This is a genomic window from Deinococcus aquaedulcis, from assembly GCF_019693445.1.
GTDB classification, from domain to species: domain Bacteria; phylum Deinococcota; class Deinococci; order Deinococcales; family Deinococcaceae; genus Deinococcus; species Deinococcus aquaedulcis.
Map to the genome: position 1 here is coordinate 54,150 of NZ_JAHRBL010000005.1, position 19,648 is coordinate 73,797.

At 69.7% G+C, this 19,648-nt stretch carries 18 protein-coding genes; 11 read left to right on the forward strand and 7 right to left on the reverse strand.

Translation table 11 applies throughout. The features are described from left to right. Nucleotides 1-100 precede the first annotated feature (100 nt). Entirely contained in the window at nucleotides 101-1,120 is a 1,020-nt protein-coding gene (locus KMW22_RS08360) for a D-alanine--D-alanine ligase family protein (protein ID WP_221089585.1), read from the reverse strand. Nucleotides 1,121-1,402: 282 nt separating this feature from the next. On the opposite strand from KMW22_RS08360, the gene KMW22_RS08365 reads away from it, so the two are divergent. From KMW22_RS08365 to KMW22_RS08375, 3 genes are all read left to right on the forward strand, one after another. Further along, the gene (locus tag KMW22_RS08365; protein ID WP_221089586.1) at nucleotides 1,403-3,124 is read left to right on the forward strand and encodes an ABC transporter substrate-binding protein; all 1,722 of its coding nucleotides are present in this window, start codon (nucleotides 1,403-1,405) and stop codon (nucleotides 3,122-3,124) included. A 367-nt stretch (nucleotides 3,125-3,491) separates the two neighbouring features. Continuing rightward, nucleotides 3,492-4,514 (forward strand): ABC transporter permease, encoded by a 1,023-nt coding sequence (locus tag KMW22_RS08370; RefSeq protein ID WP_221089587.1) that lies wholly within the window; start codon nucleotides 3,492-3,494, stop codon nucleotides 4,512-4,514. A gap of 34 nt (nucleotides 4,515-4,548) precedes the next feature. Further along, nucleotides 4,549-5,571 carry an ABC transporter permease gene (locus KMW22_RS08375; RefSeq protein WP_221089588.1) on the forward strand — a complete coding sequence of 341 codons (1,023 nt, stop codon included), beginning with the start codon at nucleotides 4,549-4,551 and terminating at the stop codon, nucleotides 5,569-5,571. Between the two features lie 226 nt (nucleotides 5,572-5,797). Here KMW22_RS08375 and KMW22_RS08380 read toward each other — a convergent pair whose 3' ends face one another. Both KMW22_RS08380 and ygfZ read right to left on the reverse strand, forming a co-directional pair. Then, nucleotides 5,798-6,244, reverse strand: coding sequence for a hypothetical protein (locus tag KMW22_RS08380; RefSeq protein ID WP_221089589.1), 447 nt, complete (start codon nucleotides 6,242-6,244; stop codon nucleotides 5,798-5,800). Continuing rightward, the gene (gene ygfZ / locus KMW22_RS08385; RefSeq protein ID WP_221089590.1) at nucleotides 6,237-7,118 is read right to left on the reverse strand and encodes a CAF17-like 4Fe-4S cluster assembly/insertion protein YgfZ; all 882 of its coding nucleotides are present in this window, start codon (nucleotides 7,116-7,118) and stop codon (nucleotides 6,237-6,239) included. Before ygfZ ends, KMW22_RS08380 begins: the two co-directional genes overlap by 8 nt. Nucleotides 7,119-7,209: 91 nt before the next feature. Between ygfZ and KMW22_RS08390 the strand changes: the two genes are divergently transcribed. The 3 genes from KMW22_RS08390 (at nucleotide 7,210) to KMW22_RS08400 (ending at nucleotide 11,174) form a co-directional block, all read left to right on the forward strand. Further along, complete coding sequence (locus tag KMW22_RS08390) at nucleotides 7,210-8,862, forward strand: adenine deaminase C-terminal domain-containing protein (protein ID WP_221089591.1); 1,653 nt, start codon at nucleotides 7,210-7,212, stop codon at nucleotides 8,860-8,862. 243 nt (nucleotides 8,863-9,105) lie between these two features. Beyond that, nucleotides 9,106-10,770, forward strand: coding sequence for a sensor domain-containing diguanylate cyclase (locus tag KMW22_RS08395; RefSeq protein WP_221089592.1), 1,665 nt, complete (start codon nucleotides 9,106-9,108; stop codon nucleotides 10,768-10,770). Nucleotides 10,771-10,790: 20 nt separating this feature from the next. Next, the gene (locus KMW22_RS08400; RefSeq protein WP_221089593.1) at nucleotides 10,791-11,174 is read left to right on the forward strand and encodes a 2Fe-2S iron-sulfur cluster-binding protein; all 384 of its coding nucleotides are present in this window, start codon (nucleotides 10,791-10,793) and stop codon (nucleotides 11,172-11,174) included. A gap of 220 nt (nucleotides 11,175-11,394) precedes the next feature. On the opposite strand, the gene KMW22_RS08405 is transcribed toward KMW22_RS08400, so the two are convergent. Genes KMW22_RS08405 through KMW22_RS08420 form a run of 4 tightly spaced genes read right to left on the reverse strand, consistent with a single transcriptional unit; the run spans nucleotide 11,395 to nucleotide 14,349 of the window. Then, nucleotides 11,395-12,186: a DUF421 domain-containing protein gene (locus tag KMW22_RS08405; RefSeq protein ID WP_221089594.1), complete on the reverse strand. Its 792-nt coding sequence runs from the start codon at nucleotides 12,184-12,186 to the stop codon at nucleotides 11,395-11,397. Next, on the reverse strand, nucleotides 12,176-12,358 hold the full coding sequence (locus KMW22_RS08410) for a hypothetical protein (protein ID WP_221089595.1): 183 nt from the start codon (nucleotides 12,356-12,358) through the stop codon (nucleotides 12,176-12,178). The genes KMW22_RS08405 and KMW22_RS08410 overlap by 11 nt, the downstream gene beginning before the upstream one ends. 6 nt (nucleotides 12,359-12,364) lie before the next feature. Further along, complete coding sequence (mltG, locus tag KMW22_RS08415) at nucleotides 12,365-13,393, reverse strand: endolytic transglycosylase MltG (protein ID WP_221089596.1); 1,029 nt, start codon at nucleotides 13,391-13,393, stop codon at nucleotides 12,365-12,367. After that, nucleotides 13,390-14,349 (reverse strand): carbohydrate kinase family protein, encoded by a 960-nt coding sequence (locus KMW22_RS08420; protein ID WP_221089597.1) that lies wholly within the window; start codon nucleotides 14,347-14,349, stop codon nucleotides 13,390-13,392. Before KMW22_RS08420 ends, mltG begins: the two co-directional genes overlap by 4 nt. Nucleotides 14,350-14,448: 99 nt before the next feature. Between KMW22_RS08420 and KMW22_RS08425 the strand changes: the two genes are divergently transcribed. The 5 genes from KMW22_RS08425 to KMW22_RS08445 all read left to right on the forward strand — a co-directional run bounded on the left by KMW22_RS08425 (nucleotide 14,449) and on the right by KMW22_RS08445 (nucleotide 19,606). After that, entirely contained in the window at nucleotides 14,449-14,988 is a 540-nt protein-coding gene (locus KMW22_RS08425) for a hypothetical protein (RefSeq protein ID WP_328774640.1), read from the forward strand. Then, on the forward strand, nucleotides 14,988-16,193 hold the full coding sequence (locus KMW22_RS08430) for a sensor histidine kinase (protein WP_221089598.1): 1,206 nt from the start codon (nucleotides 14,988-14,990) through the stop codon (nucleotides 16,191-16,193). The genes KMW22_RS08425 and KMW22_RS08430 overlap by 1 nt, the downstream gene beginning before the upstream one ends. 180 nt (nucleotides 16,194-16,373) lie before the next feature. Next, a complete protein-coding gene (locus KMW22_RS08435; protein ID WP_221089599.1) occupies nucleotides 16,374-17,396 on the forward strand; it encodes an SDR family NAD(P)-dependent oxidoreductase in 1,023 nt (340 codons plus the stop codon). 163 nt (nucleotides 17,397-17,559) lie between these two features. After that, entirely contained in the window at nucleotides 17,560-18,303 is a 744-nt protein-coding gene (locus tag KMW22_RS08440) for an SRPBCC family protein (protein WP_221089600.1), read from the forward strand. A gap of 124 nt (nucleotides 18,304-18,427) precedes the next feature. Then, on the forward strand, nucleotides 18,428-19,606 hold the full coding sequence (locus KMW22_RS08445) for a zinc-dependent alcohol dehydrogenase (protein WP_221089601.1): 1,179 nt from the start codon (nucleotides 18,428-18,430) through the stop codon (nucleotides 19,604-19,606). Nucleotides 19,607-19,648: the final 42 nt, after the last annotated feature.

The window sequence follows — 19,648 nt, forward strand, 5'->3', positions numbered from 1 at the left end:
TTCAGAGCCCCTCGCACGTCGTGCCAAAGGGGTCAACCTGCGTCTCGCCTGTCAGGCCCTGGCTTTTCATACAGCCCACAACCCACGCCCCGCAGCCCCCTCACCTCTCCTCTAGCGCCAGCTGCACCAGCCTCGTCACCAGTTCGCTGTAGCTCAGGCCCGCCGCCTCGAACAGCTTGGGGTACATGCTGGTGGTGGTAAAACCGGGCATGGTGTTGACCTCGTTCAGCAGCAGTTCGCCGGTCTGTTCCAGGTAGAAGAAATCCACGCGGGCCAGCCCCGCGCAGTCCAGGGCGCGGAAGGCAGTCAGGGCGGTCTGGCGGGCCTGCTCGGCCACCTCCGGGGGTAGGGGCGCGGGGATATGCATGGCCGCGCGGCCCTCGGTGTACTTGGTTTCGTAGTCGTAGAACTCGGCGTCGAAGCGCAGTTCGCCCACCGGGCTGGCGATGGGCGCGTCGTTGCCCAGAATGCCCACCTCGATCTCGCGGGGCTTGTGGGCGGTCATGGCTTCCAGAATCACGCGGCGGTCCAGGCTGAACGCCAGCTGCAGGGCGCCGTCCAATTCAGCGGGGGTGCCCACCTTGCTGATCCCCACGCTGGAGCCCAGGTTGGCCGGCTTGACGAACAGGGGGTAGCCCAGTTCGGCGGCGCGCGCCCGCACGGCATCCGGGGTCTGCTGCCACTCGCGGCGCACGGCCAGCCGCCACGCCACCTGGGCAATCCCGGCCGAGGCCAGCACCTGCTTGGTCATCACCTTGTCCATGCTCACCGCACTGCCCAGCACGCCGCTGCCCACAAAGGGAATGCCGGCCAGGGTCAGCAGGCCCTGAACAGTGCCGTCCTCGCCCATGGGACCGTGCAGCAGCGGAAACACCGCGTCGTACCCTTCGGCACTGGCAGCGCGGTGCAGCACAAGGTCGCCGCCCACGGGCGCCGCGCCCTGTTCCAGCGCACGGACCGTTTCGGTGGGCGGCAGCCAGCGCCCCTGCTTGCTGATCACCACGGGCGTCACGTCGAACTGGTCGCGCGGCAGGGCACCCAGAACACTGCGGGCGCTGAGCAGGCTGACCTCGTGTTCTCCGGACTGGCCCCCGGCCAGCAGCAAAATGCGCTTCTTCACGCGGCGCAGTATGCCACGACCCCCCAGGGCACGCGCCACGCTGAGAGCGGCGCAGGGCTGCATGAGAGCCGGACCGTCTGCCTGGCTCCCAGAGGGCCCGGAAGCCGGCGCCGGAACGCTGGACAGCCCGGCTGGACGGGCAGCCAGCACGTCACACCATCCCCAAATTTCCTGCGCTATGATGCGCGCGATCAAACCACCGACAGCCTGTCACGAGGCCTACCGTGCATTTCGTCTTCGCCGCCCGCGCCCGCTGTCAAACGTATGTTCTACGGAGGCTCAATGAAGAAGATTGCTGCACTGACCGCCCTGCTTGCCCTGACCACCGCCCTGGCTGTCGCCCCCAAGGACACCCTGGTGGAGCAGACCGCCGCCGACATCCCCACCATGGACCCGGGCGTGACCTACGACACCGCTTCGGGCAGCGTTGTGGAAAACATGTACGAGACCCTGCTGACCTACAGCGGGGCCAGCCTGACCAAACTCGAGCCCCTGCTGGCCACCAAGTGGACCATCAGCAACGGCGGCAAGACCTACACCTTCGACCTGCGCAAGAACGTCAAGTTCCACTCGGGCAACACCTTCAACTGCGCCGACGCCGAATACACCTTCGAGCGCAACCTGGTGACCAACTCCGCCGAGTCCGGCAACTGGTTCATCGCCGAGTCGCTGCTGGGCACGGGCGCCAACGCCAACGACGACAAGACCATCACCTGGGCGCGCATTGACAAGGCTGTAGAGTGCAACAGCGCTGGCCAGCTGGTCTTCACGCTGCCCGCCGTGGACCCTGCCTTCCTGGCCAAGCTGGCCTACGCTGGCCAGAGCATCATTGACCGCGAGCACGCCATCAAGATTGGCGAGTGGAAGGGCACCGAGGCCGACTGGAAGAACTGGGTGGGCAAGGACCTGACCAACTCCAACCTCAGCAAGCAGCCCAGCGGCACGGGTGCGTACAAGTTCGTGCGCAAGGACGCCAACGCCTTCCTGGCGACCGCGTTCGACGGCTACTGGGGCAAGAAGCCGGCCATCAAGAACGTGATCATCCAGAAGGTGCCCGAACTCGCCGCCCGTCAGCAGGCCTTCCTGCGCGGCGACGCCGACATCATCGAAGGTGGCGGCCGTTCGGTGGACGAAGTGCAGATCAAAGGCAAGCCCGGCGTGCTGTGGGTCGACAACCTGCCCAACACGGTGGCGCAGGCCATCTTCATGAACCAGAACATCAAGGGCTCGGGCGCGCTGGGCAGCGGCAAGCTGGACGGCAAGGGCATCCCGGCCAACTTCTTCAAAGACGCCAACGTGCGCCGTGGCTTCTCCTACGCCTTCGACTACGCGAAGTACATCGCCGACGTGCAGAAGGGCAAGGGCAAGCAGCGCACCATGCTGCTGCCGGACGCCTTCCCTGGCTACGACGCCAAGATCGGCACCTACAAGTTTGACGCCAAGCAGGCCGAAACCTACCTGAAGCGCGCCTTTGGCGGTCAGCTGTGGAAGAACGGCTTTGTGCTGAACGCGAACTACCGCGCAGGCAGCGTGCCGGCCCAGACGGCCATGGAAATCCTGAAGCGCAACATTGAAGCCCTGAACCCCAAGTTCAAGGTGAACATCACGGCCAAGCCCTGGAGCGAGATGCTGGAAGACTCCAAGAAGGGCACCGAGCCCATGATCATCATCGGCTGGGCGCCGGACTACGCCGACCCCGACAACTTCATGTACACCTTCTACTCCAGCAACGGCTACTACTTCCCCCGCAGCAACTTCAAGGATGCCCAGGTGGACAAGTGGCTGGAGCAGGCCCGCAACACGGTGAACACCGCCGAGCGTAACCGCCTGTACAGCCTCGTGGGCAAGAAGGCCTACGAGCAGGCCCCCTTCATCCTGATTCCGGCCGGAATCGGCTACACCTTCGTGCGCGACAACCTCGTGGGTGTGAGCGCCTCGAACTACAACCCCATGATCAGCTTCTCCAGCACCGGCACCTTCTGGAAGGAACTGAGCAAGAAGTAAGGCTTCAGCGCCCCTAGCGGGACCTGAAGACCAGGGCAGCTCCACTGTGGGCTGCCCTGTCGCCTTGGGCCCTGTGCCAAAGCTCAACCCCTTGGCCCCGGCTAGAGCGTTTCTTAAGGGTTGCCGGCGCGGCCACGCCAGGGCGCGTTCGGGGGTGGCCTGCAGACGGGGCGCTGCGCTGGGCGCGGGCCCTCATGTTCCGCCATCTTGGCGCGTCCCTTTGCGCTGTCTGCCTGTCTTGGTCTACCCTAACGGGCGGATTCCATGCACGCGGTTCCAACTGTCGGTTTTGTGACTCTTCACCTTCTTTCCCTCTCCGCCGCGCGCCACCTGGGTGCGCGGGACCGGAGCTTTCCCCGAGGGCTTCATGCTTAATTTCATCCTGAGGCGGGTCATCCAGATTCCTGTGGTGATGCTCGTCCTCTCCCTGATGATCGTGGGCCTGACGCAGCTGCTCACGCCTGAGCAGCGCGCCGCGCCGTACATCCGCAGCGAGCAGCAGGCCGCGCGGCTGGAACAGATCATTGAGCAACGTGGCCTGCGGGACCCCTTTCACGTGCAGTACAGCCGCTGGCTGGGCGCCACCCTTAAGGGCGATCTGGGGTATTCCAAGGCCAGCAGTCAGGACGTGATCGTGACGATCAAGGAACGGCTGCCGCGCACCATTGAGCTGACTCTGGTCACGGCCATTCCCATTTTGCTGCTCAGTATCTGGCTGGGCACCCTCAGCGCCCTGCACAAGGACAAGTTCATTGATCAGGTGCTGCGTGTGCTGGTGGTGCTGGGCTACAGCCTGCCCAGTTTCGTGGTGGGCATCCTGCTGCTGGCTATCTTTTACGGCTATCTAGGCGTGCTCCCGGGCGCGGGGCAGGTCAGCGTGCTCAACCAGTTTGCCCTGGTGGACCTGCAGCGCTACACCGGCCTGCTCAGCGTGGACGCAGCACTGAATGGCCGCTGGGACATTGCCTGGGACGTGCTGCAACACCTGATTCTGCCGGCCCTGACCCTGGTGATTGTGCTGAGCGCCAGCATCATCAAGGTGATGCGCAACAACATGCTTGAAGCGCTGACCAGCGACTACGTGCGCACGGCCCGCGCCAAGGGCCTGTCCAGCCGCGTGGTGAACAACAAGCACGCCCGGCGCAACGCCCTGCTGAGCATTGTGACCCTGGCCGGCTTCCTGATTATCGGTCTGCTGAGCGGCTCGCTGATTACGGAAACTATCTTTGCTTACCCCGGTATCGGGCAGTGGGTCGTGCAAGCCGCGCAGGGCGTGGACTTGGCCGCCGTGCTGGGTTTTGCGATGCTCTCGGCGATTATGGTGGTGGTGGTCAGTACCATCGTGGACATTCTGTACGGGGTTATTGACCCGCGCGTGAGGTTCGACTGATGTCCCGCTGCCCCGCTTCCCCCCGGAGGACCGCATGACCACCGCTGTCGCCCCTGCCATGAAAAGCCGCAGCAGCTGGCAGCTGTTCTGGACCAGCCCGGCTATTCGCAAGCTGCGCCGCAACCCGCTGGCCATCACCGGCCTGATCGTGACCCTGCTGTTTGGGCTGATAGCTCTGTTCGCTCCTCTGATCGCCAAGCCCAGTGGGAACTGCCTGCGCGACCTGAACATCACCCAGGCGAGCGAGGTTTACAACCCAGGGCGCGCAGCGTTCTGGCAGGCCACCCTGGCCCCCCCCAAGAGCTGCTATCTGATCGAGCGCCTGAGCTTTCAGCAGCAGCCCACGCCCCCCAGCCAGGACGCGATCTTCGGTACGGTGAACGGCTACAACATCTTTTATGGCCTGGTGTGGGGCACCCGCACCGCGCTGAAACTGTCGTTCATCATCGTGGGCATCACGCTCCTGACCGGCGTGATTATCGGGGCCATCAGCGGCTATTACGGCGGCTGGGTGGATAACCTGATTCAGCGCTTTATTGACGTGTTGTTCGCCCTGCCGCCCCTGATCCTGACTGTGGTGATCCTGACCATCCTGCGCGCCAAGTTCAGTTCTGGTGGCACGACGTACGACCCCACCATTCCCATGATCGTGGCCTTCTGCATCGCGGGTTGGGCCAGCTACGCCCGTCTGATTCGCGGCGAGGTGCTGCGCACCCGGCAGCTGGAATACGTGGACGCCGCCCGCAGCCTGGGCGCCCGCGACTTCCGCCTGATCATGAAGCACGTGGTGCCCAACAGCATCGCGGCCGTGTTCACCACCGCCGTGCTGGACCTGGCCACTGTGCCCCTCAGCATCGCCGGTCTGTCGTTCCTGGGTCTGGGTTTTGAACCCGGTTACTCCGAATGGGGGCAACTGGTGGACTTCGCCCGCGCGTGGCTGAAGCCGGAATACTGGTACGTACTGGTATACCCGGCGGTGTTCATCGTGCTGTTCAGTCTGGCCTTTAACCTGTTTGGTGACGGCCTGCGCGACGCGCTGGACCCCAAATCCCGCTAAACCCACTTCAGAACACCGCGCCCGAAGTTTGGGCGCGGTGTTTTCTTTGGGGCAAGCAGGGTATGGAACAGAGGACACCGCCTGCTCCCAACCAGTACTTCTCGCAGGGTCTGCAAAACGGCGGCGCTGCGGAAACGGCCCCTCGTACTGCCAGAAGGACAGCCTGCACCAGCAGCCCCGAAGCCGACTCTTCGACACAGGGGCCAACTGCTGAGCCATTCCCGCCTCAGCGGAGTGGGGCTTCTTCCACTGGCTTCACCCAACCTGCCAGACTGCGCCAGACCAGCACATGCCCCAGCGCGGCCAGCCCCAGGAGTGTGAGCACCAAACCCCAAGTGGGCACAAAGGCGCCAGCCAGCAGCAGCGGCACCCCTGGCACACTGGTGCCCTGGAAGGCCGCAGTCAGGGCCGCCTGGGGGGCCGGCACGCCCACCCGGCGGGCCGAACGCCGGGCCAGCAGGTAGGCCGCTGCCGCCAGCCCAGCGGCCAGCAGCACCACCGCCACACGGCCACCCAGGGGAAGCGCGGCAGCGCCCTGCAGAAGTTGCACCAGCCCCACCAGGACTGCCGGGCCAGCAGTCAGGGCCAGCCCCAGGGCGTAGGCCCGCCGGGCGGCTCGCTGCTGGGCCGCCGGGGTGCCCGCGCGCAGGTCCCGGGCAAAGGCCTCAAGCATGGGCGCCCAGAAGCTGCAGCGTGGCATTCACGCCGCCCACCTGCAGCGCCGCGCCGGCGGGCAGGTCCTTGCGCACCCGGGCGAGGCTGGCGCCGCCCGCGAACAGCCCCGCCTGCCCCACCACACGGCCTTCAAAGGTCACGTCGTGGCCAGCGGGCCAGCCCGGTCCGCTCTGCCCATGCAACCGGGCGAGGTGGTAGCGGGTGTTGCCGCGCGCCTCCAGCCGGGCCATGATCTCCTGGCCCACATAGCAGCCCTTGCGGTAACTGATGGCCGGCAGCGGCCCGCTCAGGTCCAGGCCCACCTCCTGCGGCAGGGTGCCGGTCAGGGCGTCGCGGGTGATATCGGGCAGCCCGGCGGTCACACGTGCCGCGTCCAGGTCGCCCAGGGGGACTTCGGCGCCGCCCAGAGCGGCCAGCACGCCCGCTTCTTCGCGCGCCAGATAGTGCAGGTCCACGCCCGGGGTGCCGGTGCGGTTTACCCGGCCGCCCAGCACCGCCGCGCCGCCCAGGGTCAGGGATTGGGCGTCGCCGCCCGCCGCGTCCCAGCCCGGCAGGTCGCCCTGGCGCCACAGGTGCACGGTGCGCAGCTCGGGGGTGGTGTCCTGCACCTCCACCTGATCGAAGATGATGTAGCGCCGCAGCCGCCCGGCTAGGGCCTCAGCTTGCCCCTCGTCCAGATGAATGTACACGTCCCCCTCGCGGCGGTAGACCCGGGCGAAGTGCTCTATCTGGCCGCGCACGTTCAGAAAGGCGCAGGGCACCAGCCCCGGCGTGGGCGCCCCGCGCAGGTGGTTGGTCATCTGGCCGTGCACAAAATCCACGCGGTCGGCGCCGGTCACGCGCAGGCTGCTGGAGGGAATGGAAGTCCACATGCTGCCCAGGGTAAGGGACAGCCCCCGGGGGCATCTGTGCCCTGAGGAGGGGCACTAGGGGCTGGCCCTGGCCGCTGCCCTACACTGACGCATGGCAGGACACGCAGGCGGGGGGGATCGGCGGCAACTGGTGCGGGCGGCGCGGGGCGAGGTGCCCGGCGACCTGCTGGTGCGCGGCGCGCAGGTGGTGCAGCCGGCCACTGGCGAAGTGTTCGGCGCCGACGTGCTGGTGAGTGGCGGGCGCATTGCCGCGCTGGGCAGCGGGTTTCAGGCAGCGCGCACGGTCGAGGCGCGCGGCGCCTTTCTGGCCCCCGGCTTCCTGGACGCCCACGTGCACATCGAATCCAGCCTGCTGACCCCGGCCGGGTTTGCCGCCGCCACCCTGCCGCGCGGCACCACCGCCGTGGTGGCCGAGCCGCACGAGGTGGTGAATGTACTGGGCGCCCCGGGGCTCGCCTGGATGCTGGAGGCCGGGCGCCACTCGGGCCAGCGGGTGTGGGCCAGCGCGCCGTCGTGCGTGCCGGCCAGCACCTTTGAACAGGGCGGTGCCTGTGTGGACGCCGCCCAGAGCGCGCAGATGCTGGCCATGCCGGGCGTGCTCGGCTTGGCCGAGATGATGAATTATCCCGGCGTGCTGGGCGGCGACCCCGGCGTGTGGGCGGTGCTGGAGGCCGGGCGGGCCTCGGGGCGGCGGCTGGACGGCCACGCCTCGGGGGTGCGGGGGCGCGACCTGCAGGCGTACGCGGCGGCCGGGCTCCACTCTGACCACGAGGCCACCACGCCCGAAGAGGCCTGGGCGCGCCTGCGCGCGGGCCTGTGGCTGATGGTGCGTGAGGGCTCGGCAGCGCGCAACCTGCAGGCCCTGCTGCCGGTGCTGCGCGCAGGCCCCCGCCGCGCCATGCTGGTCAGCGACGACGTGAGCGTGGACGAACTGCTCTCGCTGGGACACCTGGACCGCCTGCTGCGCGCCTGCGTGGCGGAGGGGCTGCACCCGGCCCACGCGGTGGCGCTGGTCACCTGCAACCCGGCCGAATACTGGGGCCTGCACGACTACGGGCTGGTGGCCCCGGGCCACCTTGCAGACTTCGTGCTGCTGCGCGACCTGCAGAGCTTCGAGGTGTTGGACACCTTCGTGGGCGGCCAGGAGGCTCGCGCCGGCACCCATACCCCGGCGTTGGCCAGCGGCGGCGTGCAGCTGGGACCCGGCTGGGACGCGGCCCGCTTTGAGGTGCCCGCCCACTGGCCGGTGATGCAGGTGCGGCCCGACCAGATCACCACCGGGGTGGGGGCCCCGGGCACGGGCGACGCCCGGCTGGTGGTGGCCGACCGCTACGGGCGCGGCGAGTGGGCCAGCTGCTGGACCTCTGGCACCGGGCTGAGCGGCGCCACCCTGGGCATCAGCGTGCTGCACGACGCCCACCACGCCGCGTTTCTGGGCGGCACCGACGAGGATGTCCGTGTGGCGGGCCGGGCATTGGAAGCCCTGGGGGGCGGCGCGGTGGTGGTCTCGGGCGGACAGGTGCGCGCCCAGCTGCCTCTCCCCTACGCAGGCCTGATGACGGACCTGCCGCCGGCCCAGGCCGCCGCCGCCCTGGAGGCGATCACTGCGGCCTGCCACGCAGCGGGGAGCACCCTGCCCTATCCCGTCACCACCCTCAGCTTCCTGGGCCTGAGCGTGATTCCGGCCCTGAAACTCACGCCGCGCGGCCTGCTGGACGTGGCCGCGTGGCGCCTGCTGGACTGATCAGCATTCCGGTTCATCCGTTCTTCCCTCACGGATGAACCCGACCGGAGGGGCTCGCAGAGCGGCGCAGCAGAGCAGGAACAACGGGGACGGAGAGGTGTGGACGCACCGAAGCGACGCGCAGGGGCTGGAACGGATGATCCGGAAGCCGTATGCCCCCGCCTCCCCCCACTGGAATCTGGACAGGGCGTCCCATCTGGGGTAGGTGGGCGCCGGGTCAGGGCTCTACACTGCCGCGAGGCCATGTCCGCCCCGCCCTCCTCGTTGCCCCAGTGGCGCCCGCGCACCCCCACGCAGGCGCTGCGGGCCTTTGCGGCCTCGCGGGCGTGGCTGCTCTCGGCGCTGCTGCTCACCCAGGCGCTGACCCTGTTGGCCGCGCTGTGGACTGAGCGCCAGTGGCAGGAGCGGGCGCTGCGGGCCCAGGCCCAGACCAACCTGACCCAGATGGCGCAGCTGACCTCGGTGAGTGTGCAGACGTACCTGCAGGCGGCCGAACAGATCGTGCAGCTGGAGCAGCGCAACGTGCGCGCGGGCCTGCTGCGCCCCAGCGACGAGGCGCAGACGCTGCAGGCCTTTGACGCGCTGCTGGACACCCTGCCGCAGCTGAGCGGCGTGATGGCCGCGCAGGCCGACGGCCGCTTTGTCTTTGCGCGGCGCGACGGGCCCCAGGACCAGGGCCGCTTTACCCGGGTGATTCGGGTGCAGCCCAGCCGGCGCGTGATCAGCCGCACCGTGGACGCGGCGGGCCGGGTGCAATCGGTGTCGCCGCGCGACGAAGGCTATGACCCCCGCCAGCGCCCCTGGTATCAGCTGGCCCAGGCCCGTCCCGGACAGGTGGTCTGGACTGACCCCTACGTGTTCGCCACCTCGCAGGAACCCGGCATCACGGCCGCGCTGGGCGACCGCAGCGGGCTGGTGGTGGGGGTGGACGTGCAACTGCAGCAGCTGGCCGACCTGCTGCGCCGCCTGCCGCTGGGGCCGCAGGGCCGGGCCTTTCTGGCCGATGCCCAGGGGCGTGCCATCGCCACCTCGCGGGCGTGGCCGGGTGGGCAGCGGGGGCCAGACGGACAGGCGAACGTACCGCTGCTGTCAGCAGTGGCCGACGCGCCGCTGCACGCCCTGCTGGGGCCGCAGGGCCGGCCGCAGCTGTTTCCCCAGGCCCACTGGGTCACGCTGGAGGGCGAACTGTACGCGGCGGTGGTGCAGCCGGTGCAGGTGCAGCCGGGCGTGCAGTGGGTGGTGGGGGTCTACGGCCCGGCCGCTGAACTGATGGGCGCCCCCGGGCGGCGCGGCGCGTGGCCCTTCGTGCTGCTGACCAGCCTGCTCAGCGGTCTGCTGGCGTGGCCGCTGGTGCGCCGCGCCACCCGCCCCCTGGCCGAACTGCAGCGCCAGGCCACCACCGATCCCCTCACCGGCCTGCCCAACCGCGCCAGCTTTCTGGCCGAACTGGACGAGGTGCTGCGCCAGCCCCCGGAAGGCGCCCTGGGCGTGGCAATTTTCGATCTGGACGGCTTCAAGGCCGTGAACGACACCTACGGCCACCCGGCCGGCGACGAGGTGCTGCACGCGGTGGGCGCCCGCATGCTGGCCGCCGCCCACATTGGCGACACGCTGGGGCGGCTGGGCGGCGACGAATTTGCCCTGATCGTGCAGGCCGACAGCGCCGAGGAGGTGCGGCTGCGCGTCGAGGGCGTGCTGCACGCCCTGGGCCACCGCCCGGTGACCGCTGCGGGGGTGCCCCACGCCCTGACCAGCACCGCTGGCCTCGCCTTTGTGCCGGCTGGCAGCGCCCCCACTCCCAGCCTGATGCTGGCCCGCGCCGACACCGCCCTGATCCGGGGCAAGCGGCGCGAGAAGGGGCGGCTGTGGGTGGACGGCGAGGTCACCATGCCCACCCTGTTCCGGTAGCCCGTGTCATGCTGGGGGCCATGACGCAACAGGTGACCGTGCAGGTGGAAGGCTACGGCGAGATTCAGGCGCGCGCCGGGGAACGGCTGGTGCTGGCGCTGGAGCGCGGCGGGGTGGACATCCTGCACCGCTGCGGGGGCGTGGCGCGCTGCACCACCTGCCGCGTGAGCTTTCAGGACGGCGAGCCAGACGCCATGACGGCCGCCGAATACGACAAGCTGCAGGAAAAGGGCCTGCTGGGCACCGCGCGGCTGTCCTGCCAGATCGAGTGCACCCCGGACATGGCGCTGACCCCACTGCAAACCGCGCGCAGCAGCGGCCTGGAACCCGGCAAGGCCCCCGCTGAGCAGATTGAGCCCGAGCCGGTCTGGACCACCCGCCCCGGCGCCTCCACCGAGGGGTAAGGGTTCAGGAGGGGCGCAGCAGGCATCCGGGAACCCCTGAATGCAGCGCCCAGAGGGTTGGAAGATTCTCCGTAGTCTTTGCTGCTGAGTCAAACTCGACGCTCTGCGAAAAGAAGCATTGCAGCAAAAGAGCGCCCCAGGCAGTGTTCCCGGGGCGCTTCAGCGTCTATGGCGGGTCTGGACAAGGATTGCCCCTCGCCATCGGGTCCTCCTCTTATCCTCAGCGGGTGCCCGGCACGCCAGGGCCACGGCCGCCGCCTTCGCCGCGCTCTTCGGGGGTAGGGGGCTCGCCGGGGCCCAGGGGGTCGGCGGTGGCCTGGGTCCAGCGCGACTCGCCGCAGGTGCAACTCATGGCCGACAGCGACTCGGCGGGCTCTGGCGCGGGGCGCACCTGCCCACAGTTCAAGCAGGCCACCGGGCCCCGGTAGTCGTCGGCAGGGGTCAGTTCGCGGGGGGGTTCCAGGTCCCAGGGCGGCACCACGGCCAGGCCAGGGGGCGGGTTCTGCGCGTGGGTAAACACGGTCAGGGCACCGTCCTGCTCGAAGTACAGCCGCTGCACCTGCCCCAGCTGGCGCACCCCCTGGGCACGCAGGCGCTCGAACACGTCCTCGCGGCTGAGGTTGGCGCGCACCATGGCCTGCCGGCTCAGCACGCCGTCGCGCACCAGTTCAATGGGCGTGCCCTCCACAAAGGTCTCGACCGTCTCGCTATGAATCACCAGATGCGACAGCAGGCGCTGCAGGGCCACCACCAGCGCCAGCACCAGCATGGCGTGCAGCAGCGGCACCTCGGGGTAGAACATCGGGTCGCCCGCCGCCGAACCCAGGCCAATCACGATGGCCAGTTCCAGCGGACTGAGCTGCGCCAGCCCCCGCTTGCCGGTCACGCGCAGCAGGAACACCAGCCACAGGAACATCAGGGTGGTGCGAAAGGCGATTTCCAGCAGAAACAGCGGGGGGACGTCCCCCAGGAACATGCGGCCCCAGTCAAAGGGCACGATCTCAGCGCTCATCGGGGCTCTCCTCGGGGATCAGGCCCAGGCCAGCCAGGATGCGCGCCCGCTCCCAGCCGGTCAGGGCGGCCAGCTCGGCCAGTGCCTGTTCAAATTCGGGGGTGCCCGGCGGCAGGGCGCGCAGCCGCGCCCACAGCGCGTTGCGCTCCTCCAAAAAGGCCCGCCGGGTCACCGCTGCCTACCGGTAGCGGGCGATGTCGCGGTTGTGCTCCGCGAACGAGTGGTTCACGTAAATCTTGCGGTTCCGGCCGTGCAGGAAGTACAGCGCCTCGCGGCCATCTTGCAGGGTGCGCTGGGGGTTCAGAACCGCCAGCAGCGCCGCCTGCCCGGGGTTGTTGATGGGCCCGGCGGGCAGCCCGGCGCGCGTATAGGTGTTGTAGGGCGTGTCACGCTTGAAATCCCCGGCCGGGCGGTCCAGTTCCGGCAGGTCCTTGCCCAGGCCGTAGGCCACGGTGGGGTCGCTGCCCAGGGTCATGGGCACCTTCAGGCGGTTCAGGAACACCCCGGCAATAATGGGCATTTCCCCGTCATTGGCAGCCTCGGCCTGCACCATGCTGGCCAGCACCACCCAGTCGCGCACGCTCAGGCCCAGCGCCTTGGCCCGGGCCACATTGGCCGGGGTAAATTCCTGCTCCATGCGCGCCACCATCGTCTGCACGATGGTGCGGGCGCTGTCCTTAGGCCGGAACTCGTACGTGGCCGGAAACACGAAGCCTTCAAGGTCGCGCGCCTTGCCCGCGTGGCGGGACAGGCTGGCGTCGTTCAGGGCCGCGCGCAGGGCCGCGCCGTCAAAGCCAGCCTTCTGGAAAATGGCGGGCAGGTCTTTCACCCGGCGCCCTTCGGGGATGGTCACGGTGACGGTGGGAATGCGCGCGGGCCCGGCCAGCTTGTCGGCCACCTGGGCCAGCGTCATGCGGCCACTGAGGTCATACAGGCCCTCTTTCAACCGGCCAGCGGTTCCCTCGCGGCGCATGTACAGGCGCAGGGCGTCGGCACTTTTCACGATGCCCCTCTCCTGCAGCTGGGCCGCTACCCCCGCCAGCGTGTCGCCGGGTTGCACCTCCAGGGTGTAGGCGCCGCCCCCCGCCGGGGCGAGCAGGCTGCGCACGTACAGCGCCGCGCCGCCGGCCCCCAACAGCAGCAGGGTCAGCAGGCCCAGCACCAGCCGCAGCCACAGGGGCGGCCCCGACCTCTTCAGCCGGGTCATGCGCGGCCCCCACGCAGGCGGGCGCGCAGATCGTCGTCGGCCGGGGGACGGGCGCCGAAGCGGGCCACCACCCAGCCGCCCACCTGCACCGCCAGCTGCGCGGCCTTCACCGCGTCGCGGTGGGCCAGCCAGCCAGCCAGAAAGGCGCCCCCAAAGGCGTCTCCGGCACCCGTGGCATCAATGGCGCGGTCCTCGGTGGCGGGCACCTGCACGCGCGGCTGCTCTGGGCCCTCAATCAGCACACCCTCGTCGTCCAGCTTCATCACGATCAATGCGTGTGGGAACTGGGTGCGGAACCACGTCATGGCGCCCTCCCGGTCCAGACAGCCACTCATGGCGCGGGCCTCGTCGTCGTTGGGAAACAGGATGTCAAAGGGCACACCCGCGAGCACCTGCAGGAAGTTGTCGCGCCCCATGCCCTGAATCATCTGAAAGCTGCCCGGGTCCAGGCTGAGGGTCGCGCCGCCTGCGCGCGCCAGCGCCGCCGCGTGCAGCGCCGCCGCCTGGGGGGGATCGCGGAACAGGCTCCAGGCGGTCAGGTGCAGGTGCGCGGCACCGGCCAGGGCACTGGTGGGTACCTCTTCAGGCAGCAGTTCCCAGTCGGCGCCCTGGCCGGTCAGCATGGCGCGCTGGCCCCGGCGGTCAATCAGGCCCAGAATCACGCCGGTGGGGTGCTGGGTGCTCAGGGTCAGGTGGGCGTCCACGCCCTCGGCGCGCAGTTCGGCGGTGGCCAGTTCGCCAAAGCGGTCGCGGCCAATCTTGCCCACAAAGCGCGCAGGGTAGCCCGCGCGCTGGGCCCAGACGGCGAGGTTGGCGGCGCTGCCGCCGCCCGACAGCTCAATGCGGCCGGTGCTGTCGCCGCCGGGCAGCAGCAGCGTGTCGGGTTTGGCCAGCACGTCCCAGGTCAGGTCGCCCAGGGACACCAGCGGCAGGGGGGTTGCAATGTGGGCGGTCATGTCCGCCCCGCAGCATACCGCCCTGGCCTTCCCCCGCCAGGGGAGGGCGGGGCGTTTCCCCCTTGAGGGGCGCGCCACCCCCCCGCTAGCATGGGCGGCGTGCGTTCTGCTCTGCCGCTGCTGCTGTGTGCCGTCCTGCTGGGTCTGGGCGCGCAGGCGGTAAGGGCACCCGCGCCCATCCCCTTTCCATACGTGGGCCCCGCGCGCAGCGCCCTGGGCCCGCTGCCGGCCCCCCGCACGGGCGAGCGGCCCCTGCTGACCCTGCGCGGCCAGACCCCCGAACTGCTGACCCTCTCGCAACTGCGCGCGCTGCCGGCCACGCGCTACAACAGCACCCAGCCGCAACTGGGCCAGAGCTTTACTTACCGGGGCGTGCCGCTGCGCGACCTGGCGCGCCGGGGCGGCTTTGCCGGGCGCGACCTGCGCGTGACCGCTGAGGACGGCTTCGTGGCCATCATTGCCGCCAGCGACTACATGACGGCGCCCATCATGGTGGCTTACGAGGCGGGCGGCAAGCCCATTCCCACGCTGAAAAAGGGCCCGCTGCTGATCGTGTTTCCCCCGGACCCCCTGCGGTTTCCGCGCCGGCCCTACGGCAGCCAGTGGGTGTGGTTCGTGCGCAGCGTCGGCCCACGCTGATGCGGCTGTGGCCGGCGGCGCTGGGGCGGCGCGACCTGCTGCTCGCCGCGCTGCCGGGCGTGCTGTCCACGGCGCTGCTGCTGGCGGCCTTTGCCCCGGCGCAGCGCACCCTGGCCAACCCCGCCAACTCCTGGACCGCCTACAGCTACGACTCGCTGCTCAACCGCGTGCACCTGTACGCCCTGGCGCAGCGCGATCCTCACGCCACCCCGGAAGAGGTGCGCGCCCGGCGCGAACAGGCCCTCTCCAGCCTGAGCAGCCGCGCGGCCATGGAAAGGGAGTTTCAGGAGCTGCCCAGCCTGGAAGCCGACGCCGGCTACCGTATGGAGGAGCTGCGCGACCTGCTGCGCCGGGGTCGCCCGGCCGACACCACTGAGGCGCTGGCTATTGCCCAGGCCCTGAACGCCTCGGCCCACCTCCGCCTGAACGCACTGCGGGACCAACTGCTGCGCACCCTGAACGTGATCAAGCTGAGCGTGGTGCTGACCGCCATTCTCACCGGCCTGATCAGCACCCTGCTGATCGCCCGGGCCCTCACCTCGGCCCGGCAGGCCCAGCAGGCCCGCCACGCGCGCGAGGCCCAGCACAAAGAAGCGCTGGGCATGGCGGCCCACGAACTACGCCGGCCCCTGCAGGCCCTGCTGCTGGCCACCGACGCCCTGCGCGGCCAGGACAACCTGCGCGCGCGGGAAAAGCTGCTGCGCATCATCGAGGAGCAGGCGGCCTTTCTGGCGGCGCGCACCGAACTGGAGCGCCTGGACGGCATGTACGTGAACATCAGCCCCCGGCCCCAGCCCACCGATCTGGCCACGCTCCTCAGCGGCCTGGACAGCGCGCGGGTACGGGTGCGCCGCCCGCCGGGGCCGGTGGTGTCGACCGTGGACAGCGCACAGGTACGGCAGGTGGTGGAAAATCTAGTGGAAAACGCCCTGCGCTACTCGGCCGGGCCGGTGCTGGTGGTGCTGTGCGCGCCCACCGACACCAGCGGCCCGCTGATCCGGGTGCTGGACCGGGGCCCGGGCCTGCCGCCCGAACAGCGCGAGGCGGTGTTCGCCGTGGGCCATGACCGCCCGCGCGTGGCCAGCGGGCGCGGCCTGGGGCTGCCCCTGGCGCGCCGGCTGGCCCGCGCCAACGGCGCCGACCTCACGCTGCACGAGGCCCAGGGCGGCGGCCTGGAAGCCCGGGTGGCCTTCGGGCAGGGGTAGGGGCAGAGGGGCAGCTGGCAGGGCCTGGACTCATCTTCCCCACCTCATTTAGCGCCGGCGTAGCCGCCCACAGGGCCAGCGCGCACGTTCCCACGTCAGCAAGAAGGTCCCACACACCGCCCATTGCGGTCCTCTTTAGGGTTGCGCCTGTCCCGGGGCCGGGGCCCACACAATGCCCCTATGCGAATCCCGAAACGACTGCTGTTGCTGGGGGCCGCAGGCGCCCTCGCGGCCCGGCGCGCCCTGAAGACCCCCTACGACCTGAGTGGCAAGACCGTGCTGATCACCGGCGGCTCTCGCGGGCTGGGGCTGGCGCTGGCCCAGGAATTCCTGAACCGGGGCGCCCGCGTAACCCTGATGGCCCGCACCGAGGCGGACCTGAAGAGGGCCCAGGCGCGCCTGAACGCGGGCGACCGCGTGAGCACCGTCACCGGCAACGTGGCCGTGCCCGAAGACGCCGCGCGCGCCGTGCAGGCCACTGTGCAGGCCCACGGGCGCCTGGACGTGCTGGTGAACAACGCGGGCATCATTCAGCTGGGGCCGGTCGCCCACGCCACCGAAGAAGACTTCCGCACGGCCATGGAGGTCAACGCCTTCGGGCCGCTGCGTCTGATCCGCGCCGCGCTGCCCCACCTGCGCGGCGGCGGCCGGGTGCTGATCGTGTCCTCGCTGGGGGGCAAGGTGGCGATTCCGCACCTCACGCCCTACACCATGAGCAAGTTCGCCTCGGCGGGGCTGGGGCAGGCGCTGCGGCAGGAACTGGCGCGCGAGGGCGTGGAGGTCACCACCGTCTTGCCGGGCCTGATGCGCACGGGCAGCCCGATGAACGCGCCGGTCAAGGGCCAGCCGCACAAGGAATACGCCCTGTTTGCCACCCTCGCCGCCTCGCCGCTGCTGTCACTGGACGCCCACGAAGCCTCGCGGCGCATTGTGAACGCCCTGGTGCGCGGGGACGTGGAGGCCATGATCGGCGGGCCCGCCCTGCTGCTGCGCACCGCCCAGGCGCTGGCGCCGCAGCTGACCTCTGACCTGCTGCGCCTGGGCAACCGCCTGTTGCCTGGCCCCGGGGCCAGCGACGGCATGGTGGAGGGCCGCGCGGTGGAAAGTGCCCTGACCCGCGCCAACCCCATCAAGCGCGGGGCCGAAGAGGAATTCAACCAGCGCGGCGCGCACGGCCACGCCCCGGGCAGCGACCTGAACTGACCGCGCCAGCTCTGCCTTTGGCCCGCTGTCATCCAGCCCCGGAAAACAGCCGCGCGCCTTGAGGCAGCCGTCACAGAGTAAGGCGGGGCGCACTCTGGGGCAGGGCCGCCCAGTTGACTGCCAGAGCATTGTTCCCAGCGTTCCCATTCCCGCAGGAGGCCCCATGACACAGGATGAGCGTTCCACCCCCACCGACTCCACCTCCGAACACACGCCCAGCACGGGCGCCCACATGCCGGCGCTGGAGCGCTCCGTGGTGGGCAGCGTGGGCGTGGCCCTGATGGGCGCGGGCCTGCGCAGCGCCCGCCCACTGCAGAAACTGGTGCTGGGCACCGTGGGCGCCGGTCTGGCGGCGATGGCCGCCACGGGCCGCAACCCCATTGCCACCGCCCTGAAAATCCGTCAGGGCGCGGGCGGCGAGGTGCTGGTGGGTGACGCGGTCACCATTGGGCGCCCGGCGGCCGAGCTGTACGCCCTCTGGCGGCCACTAGAGAACCTGCCGCAGCTGATGACACACCTGGAGCGCGTGGAGGTGCTGAGTGAAACCCGCTCGCGCTGGACGGTCAAGGCCCCCACGGGCGAGGTGAGCTGGGAGGCCGAGATCACGGCCGATGAACCGGGTCGCCGCCTCGCGTGGCAGTCTCTGCCGGGCGCGGCCGTGGAGAACCACGGCGAGGTGCTGTTCCGCCCGGCCCCCGGCAACCGGGGCACCGAGGTCGTGGTGCGCCTCGCCTACCGGCCCCCGGCGGGCACGGCCGGCGCCATCGTGGCCCGGCTGACCGGCGAGGAACCCGCCCAGCAGCTGCGCGACGACCTGATGCGCTTCAAGCGGGAGCAAGAGGTGGGCCACGCGCCCACCACCGAAGGACAGACGAGTGGCCGCGCCGCCAAGGGAGGCGAAGCATGACGCTGCGCCGCTCTGATTCCAGCGCCCGGGCGACGACCCACCCCCAGGCGCCTGCATCGCCGCAGCGCAGCCTTTTCTCCTTCTCGTTTCACTCGGGCTCGCTTGAAGCTCACCGGAGGTCCATGTGAAGGCCATTGTCTGGCAGGGCACGAACAAGATCGGCGTCGAGACGGTGCCGGACCCCACCCTCCTGCTGCCCACCGACGCGATCATCAAGATCACGTCCACGGCCATCTGCGGCTCGGACCTGCACCTGCTGGACGGCGTAATTCCCAGCATGGAAAAGGGCGACATCCTGGGCCACGAGTTCATGGGTGAAGTGGTGGAGGTGGGCCGCGAGGTCAAGAAGCTCAAGGTGGGCGACCGCGTAGTGGTGCCCTTCAACATCGCCTGCGGGGTGTGTGACCCCTGCCGCCGGGGCCTGTTCAGCGCCTGCGACAACTCCAACCCCAACCACCGTATGGCCGAGGCGCTGTACGGAGGCACCAGCGGCGGCGGGCTGTTCGGGTACTCGCACATGTACGGCGGTTACGCGGGCGGGCAGGCCCAGTACGTGCGCGTGCCCTTTGCCGATATTGGCCCGCACAAGATCGAATCGGACCTCAGCGACGAGCAGGTCCTGTTCCTCACCGACATCTTCCCCACCGGCTACCAGGCCGCCGAGCAGTGCGGGATTATCCCGGGGCGGGACGTGGTGGCGGTGTTCGGCGCCGGGCCCGTGGGCCAGTTTGCCGCCCGCAGCGCGCAGCTGCTGGGGGCCGCCCACGTCATCGTGATTGACCGCGTGCCCGAACGGCTGGCGATGGCCGAGGCTGCTGGCTGCCAGACCATCAATTACGAGCAGGACGACGTGCTGGTGGCCCTGCGCGAGGCCACGGGCGGGCGCGGCCCCGACCACGTGATTGACGCGGTGGGCATGGAAGCCCACGGGCATGGCCCCGGCGCCCTGGTGGACACTGCCAAGCAGCGCCTGCGCCTGAGCTTTGACCGCATCACCGCCCTGCGCTGGGCCCTGCTGAGCTGTGCCAAGGGCGGCACAGTGAGCCTGCCCGGCGTGTACGGCGGCCTGATTGACAAGGTGCCGATGGGCGCGGCCTTCGCCAAGGGCCTGACCTTCAAGATGGGCCAGACCCACACCCAGCGCTACGTGGCGCCGCTGCTGGCCCGCATTGAAGCGCGGCAGATTGACCCCAGCTTTGTGATTACGCACCGCGCCTCGCTGGACGAGGCCCCGGACCTGTACAAAACCTTCCGTGACAAGCACGACGGCTGTATCAAGGTGGTGCTGAATCCCTGGGCATAGGGGAAGGGTGAGCGGGCGAGGGAGAGACCCTCGCCCGCTCTT

Excerpts from the sequence above, each read along its gene's own strand:
- KMW22_RS08365 (WP_221089586.1), top strand. The coding sequence starts at position 1,403 with ATGAAGAAGATTGCTGCACTGACCGCCCTGCTTGCCCTGACCACCGCC.
- KMW22_RS08370 (WP_221089587.1), top strand. The coding sequence starts at position 3,492 with ATGCTTAATTTCATCCTGAGGCGGGTCATCCAGATTCCTGTGGTGATG.
- KMW22_RS08375 (WP_221089588.1), top strand. The coding sequence starts at position 4,549 with ATGACCACCGCTGTCGCCCCTGCCATGAAAAGCCGCAGCAGCTGGCAG.
- KMW22_RS08380 (WP_221089589.1), bottom strand. The coding sequence starts at position 6,244 with ATGCTTGAGGCCTTTGCCCGGGACCTGCGCGCGGGCACCCCGGCGGCC.
- ygfZ (WP_221089590.1), bottom strand. The coding sequence starts at position 7,118 with ATGTGGACTTCCATTCCCTCCAGCAGCCTGCGCGTGACCGGCGCCGAC.
- KMW22_RS08390 (WP_221089591.1), top strand. The coding sequence starts at position 7,210 with ATGGCAGGACACGCAGGCGGGGGGGATCGGCGGCAACTGGTGCGGGCG.
- KMW22_RS08395 (WP_221089592.1), top strand. The coding sequence starts at position 9,106 with ATGTCCGCCCCGCCCTCCTCGTTGCCCCAGTGGCGCCCGCGCACCCCC.
- KMW22_RS08400 (WP_221089593.1), top strand. The coding sequence starts at position 10,791 with ATGACGCAACAGGTGACCGTGCAGGTGGAAGGCTACGGCGAGATTCAG.
- KMW22_RS08405 (WP_221089594.1), bottom strand. The coding sequence starts at position 12,186 with ATGAGCGCTGAGATCGTGCCCTTTGACTGGGGCCGCATGTTCCTGGGG.
- mltG (WP_221089596.1), bottom strand. The coding sequence starts at position 13,393 with ATGACCCGGCTGAAGAGGTCGGGGCCGCCCCTGTGGCTGCGGCTGGTG.
- KMW22_RS08420 (WP_221089597.1), bottom strand. The coding sequence starts at position 14,349 with ATGACCGCCCACATTGCAACCCCCCTGCCGCTGGTGTCCCTGGGCGAC.
- KMW22_RS08430 (WP_221089598.1), top strand. The coding sequence starts at position 14,988 with ATGCGGCTGTGGCCGGCGGCGCTGGGGCGGCGCGACCTGCTGCTCGCC.
- KMW22_RS08435 (WP_221089599.1), top strand. The coding sequence starts at position 16,374 with ATGCGAATCCCGAAACGACTGCTGTTGCTGGGGGCCGCAGGCGCCCTC.
- KMW22_RS08440 (WP_221089600.1), top strand. The coding sequence starts at position 17,560 with ATGACACAGGATGAGCGTTCCACCCCCACCGACTCCACCTCCGAACAC.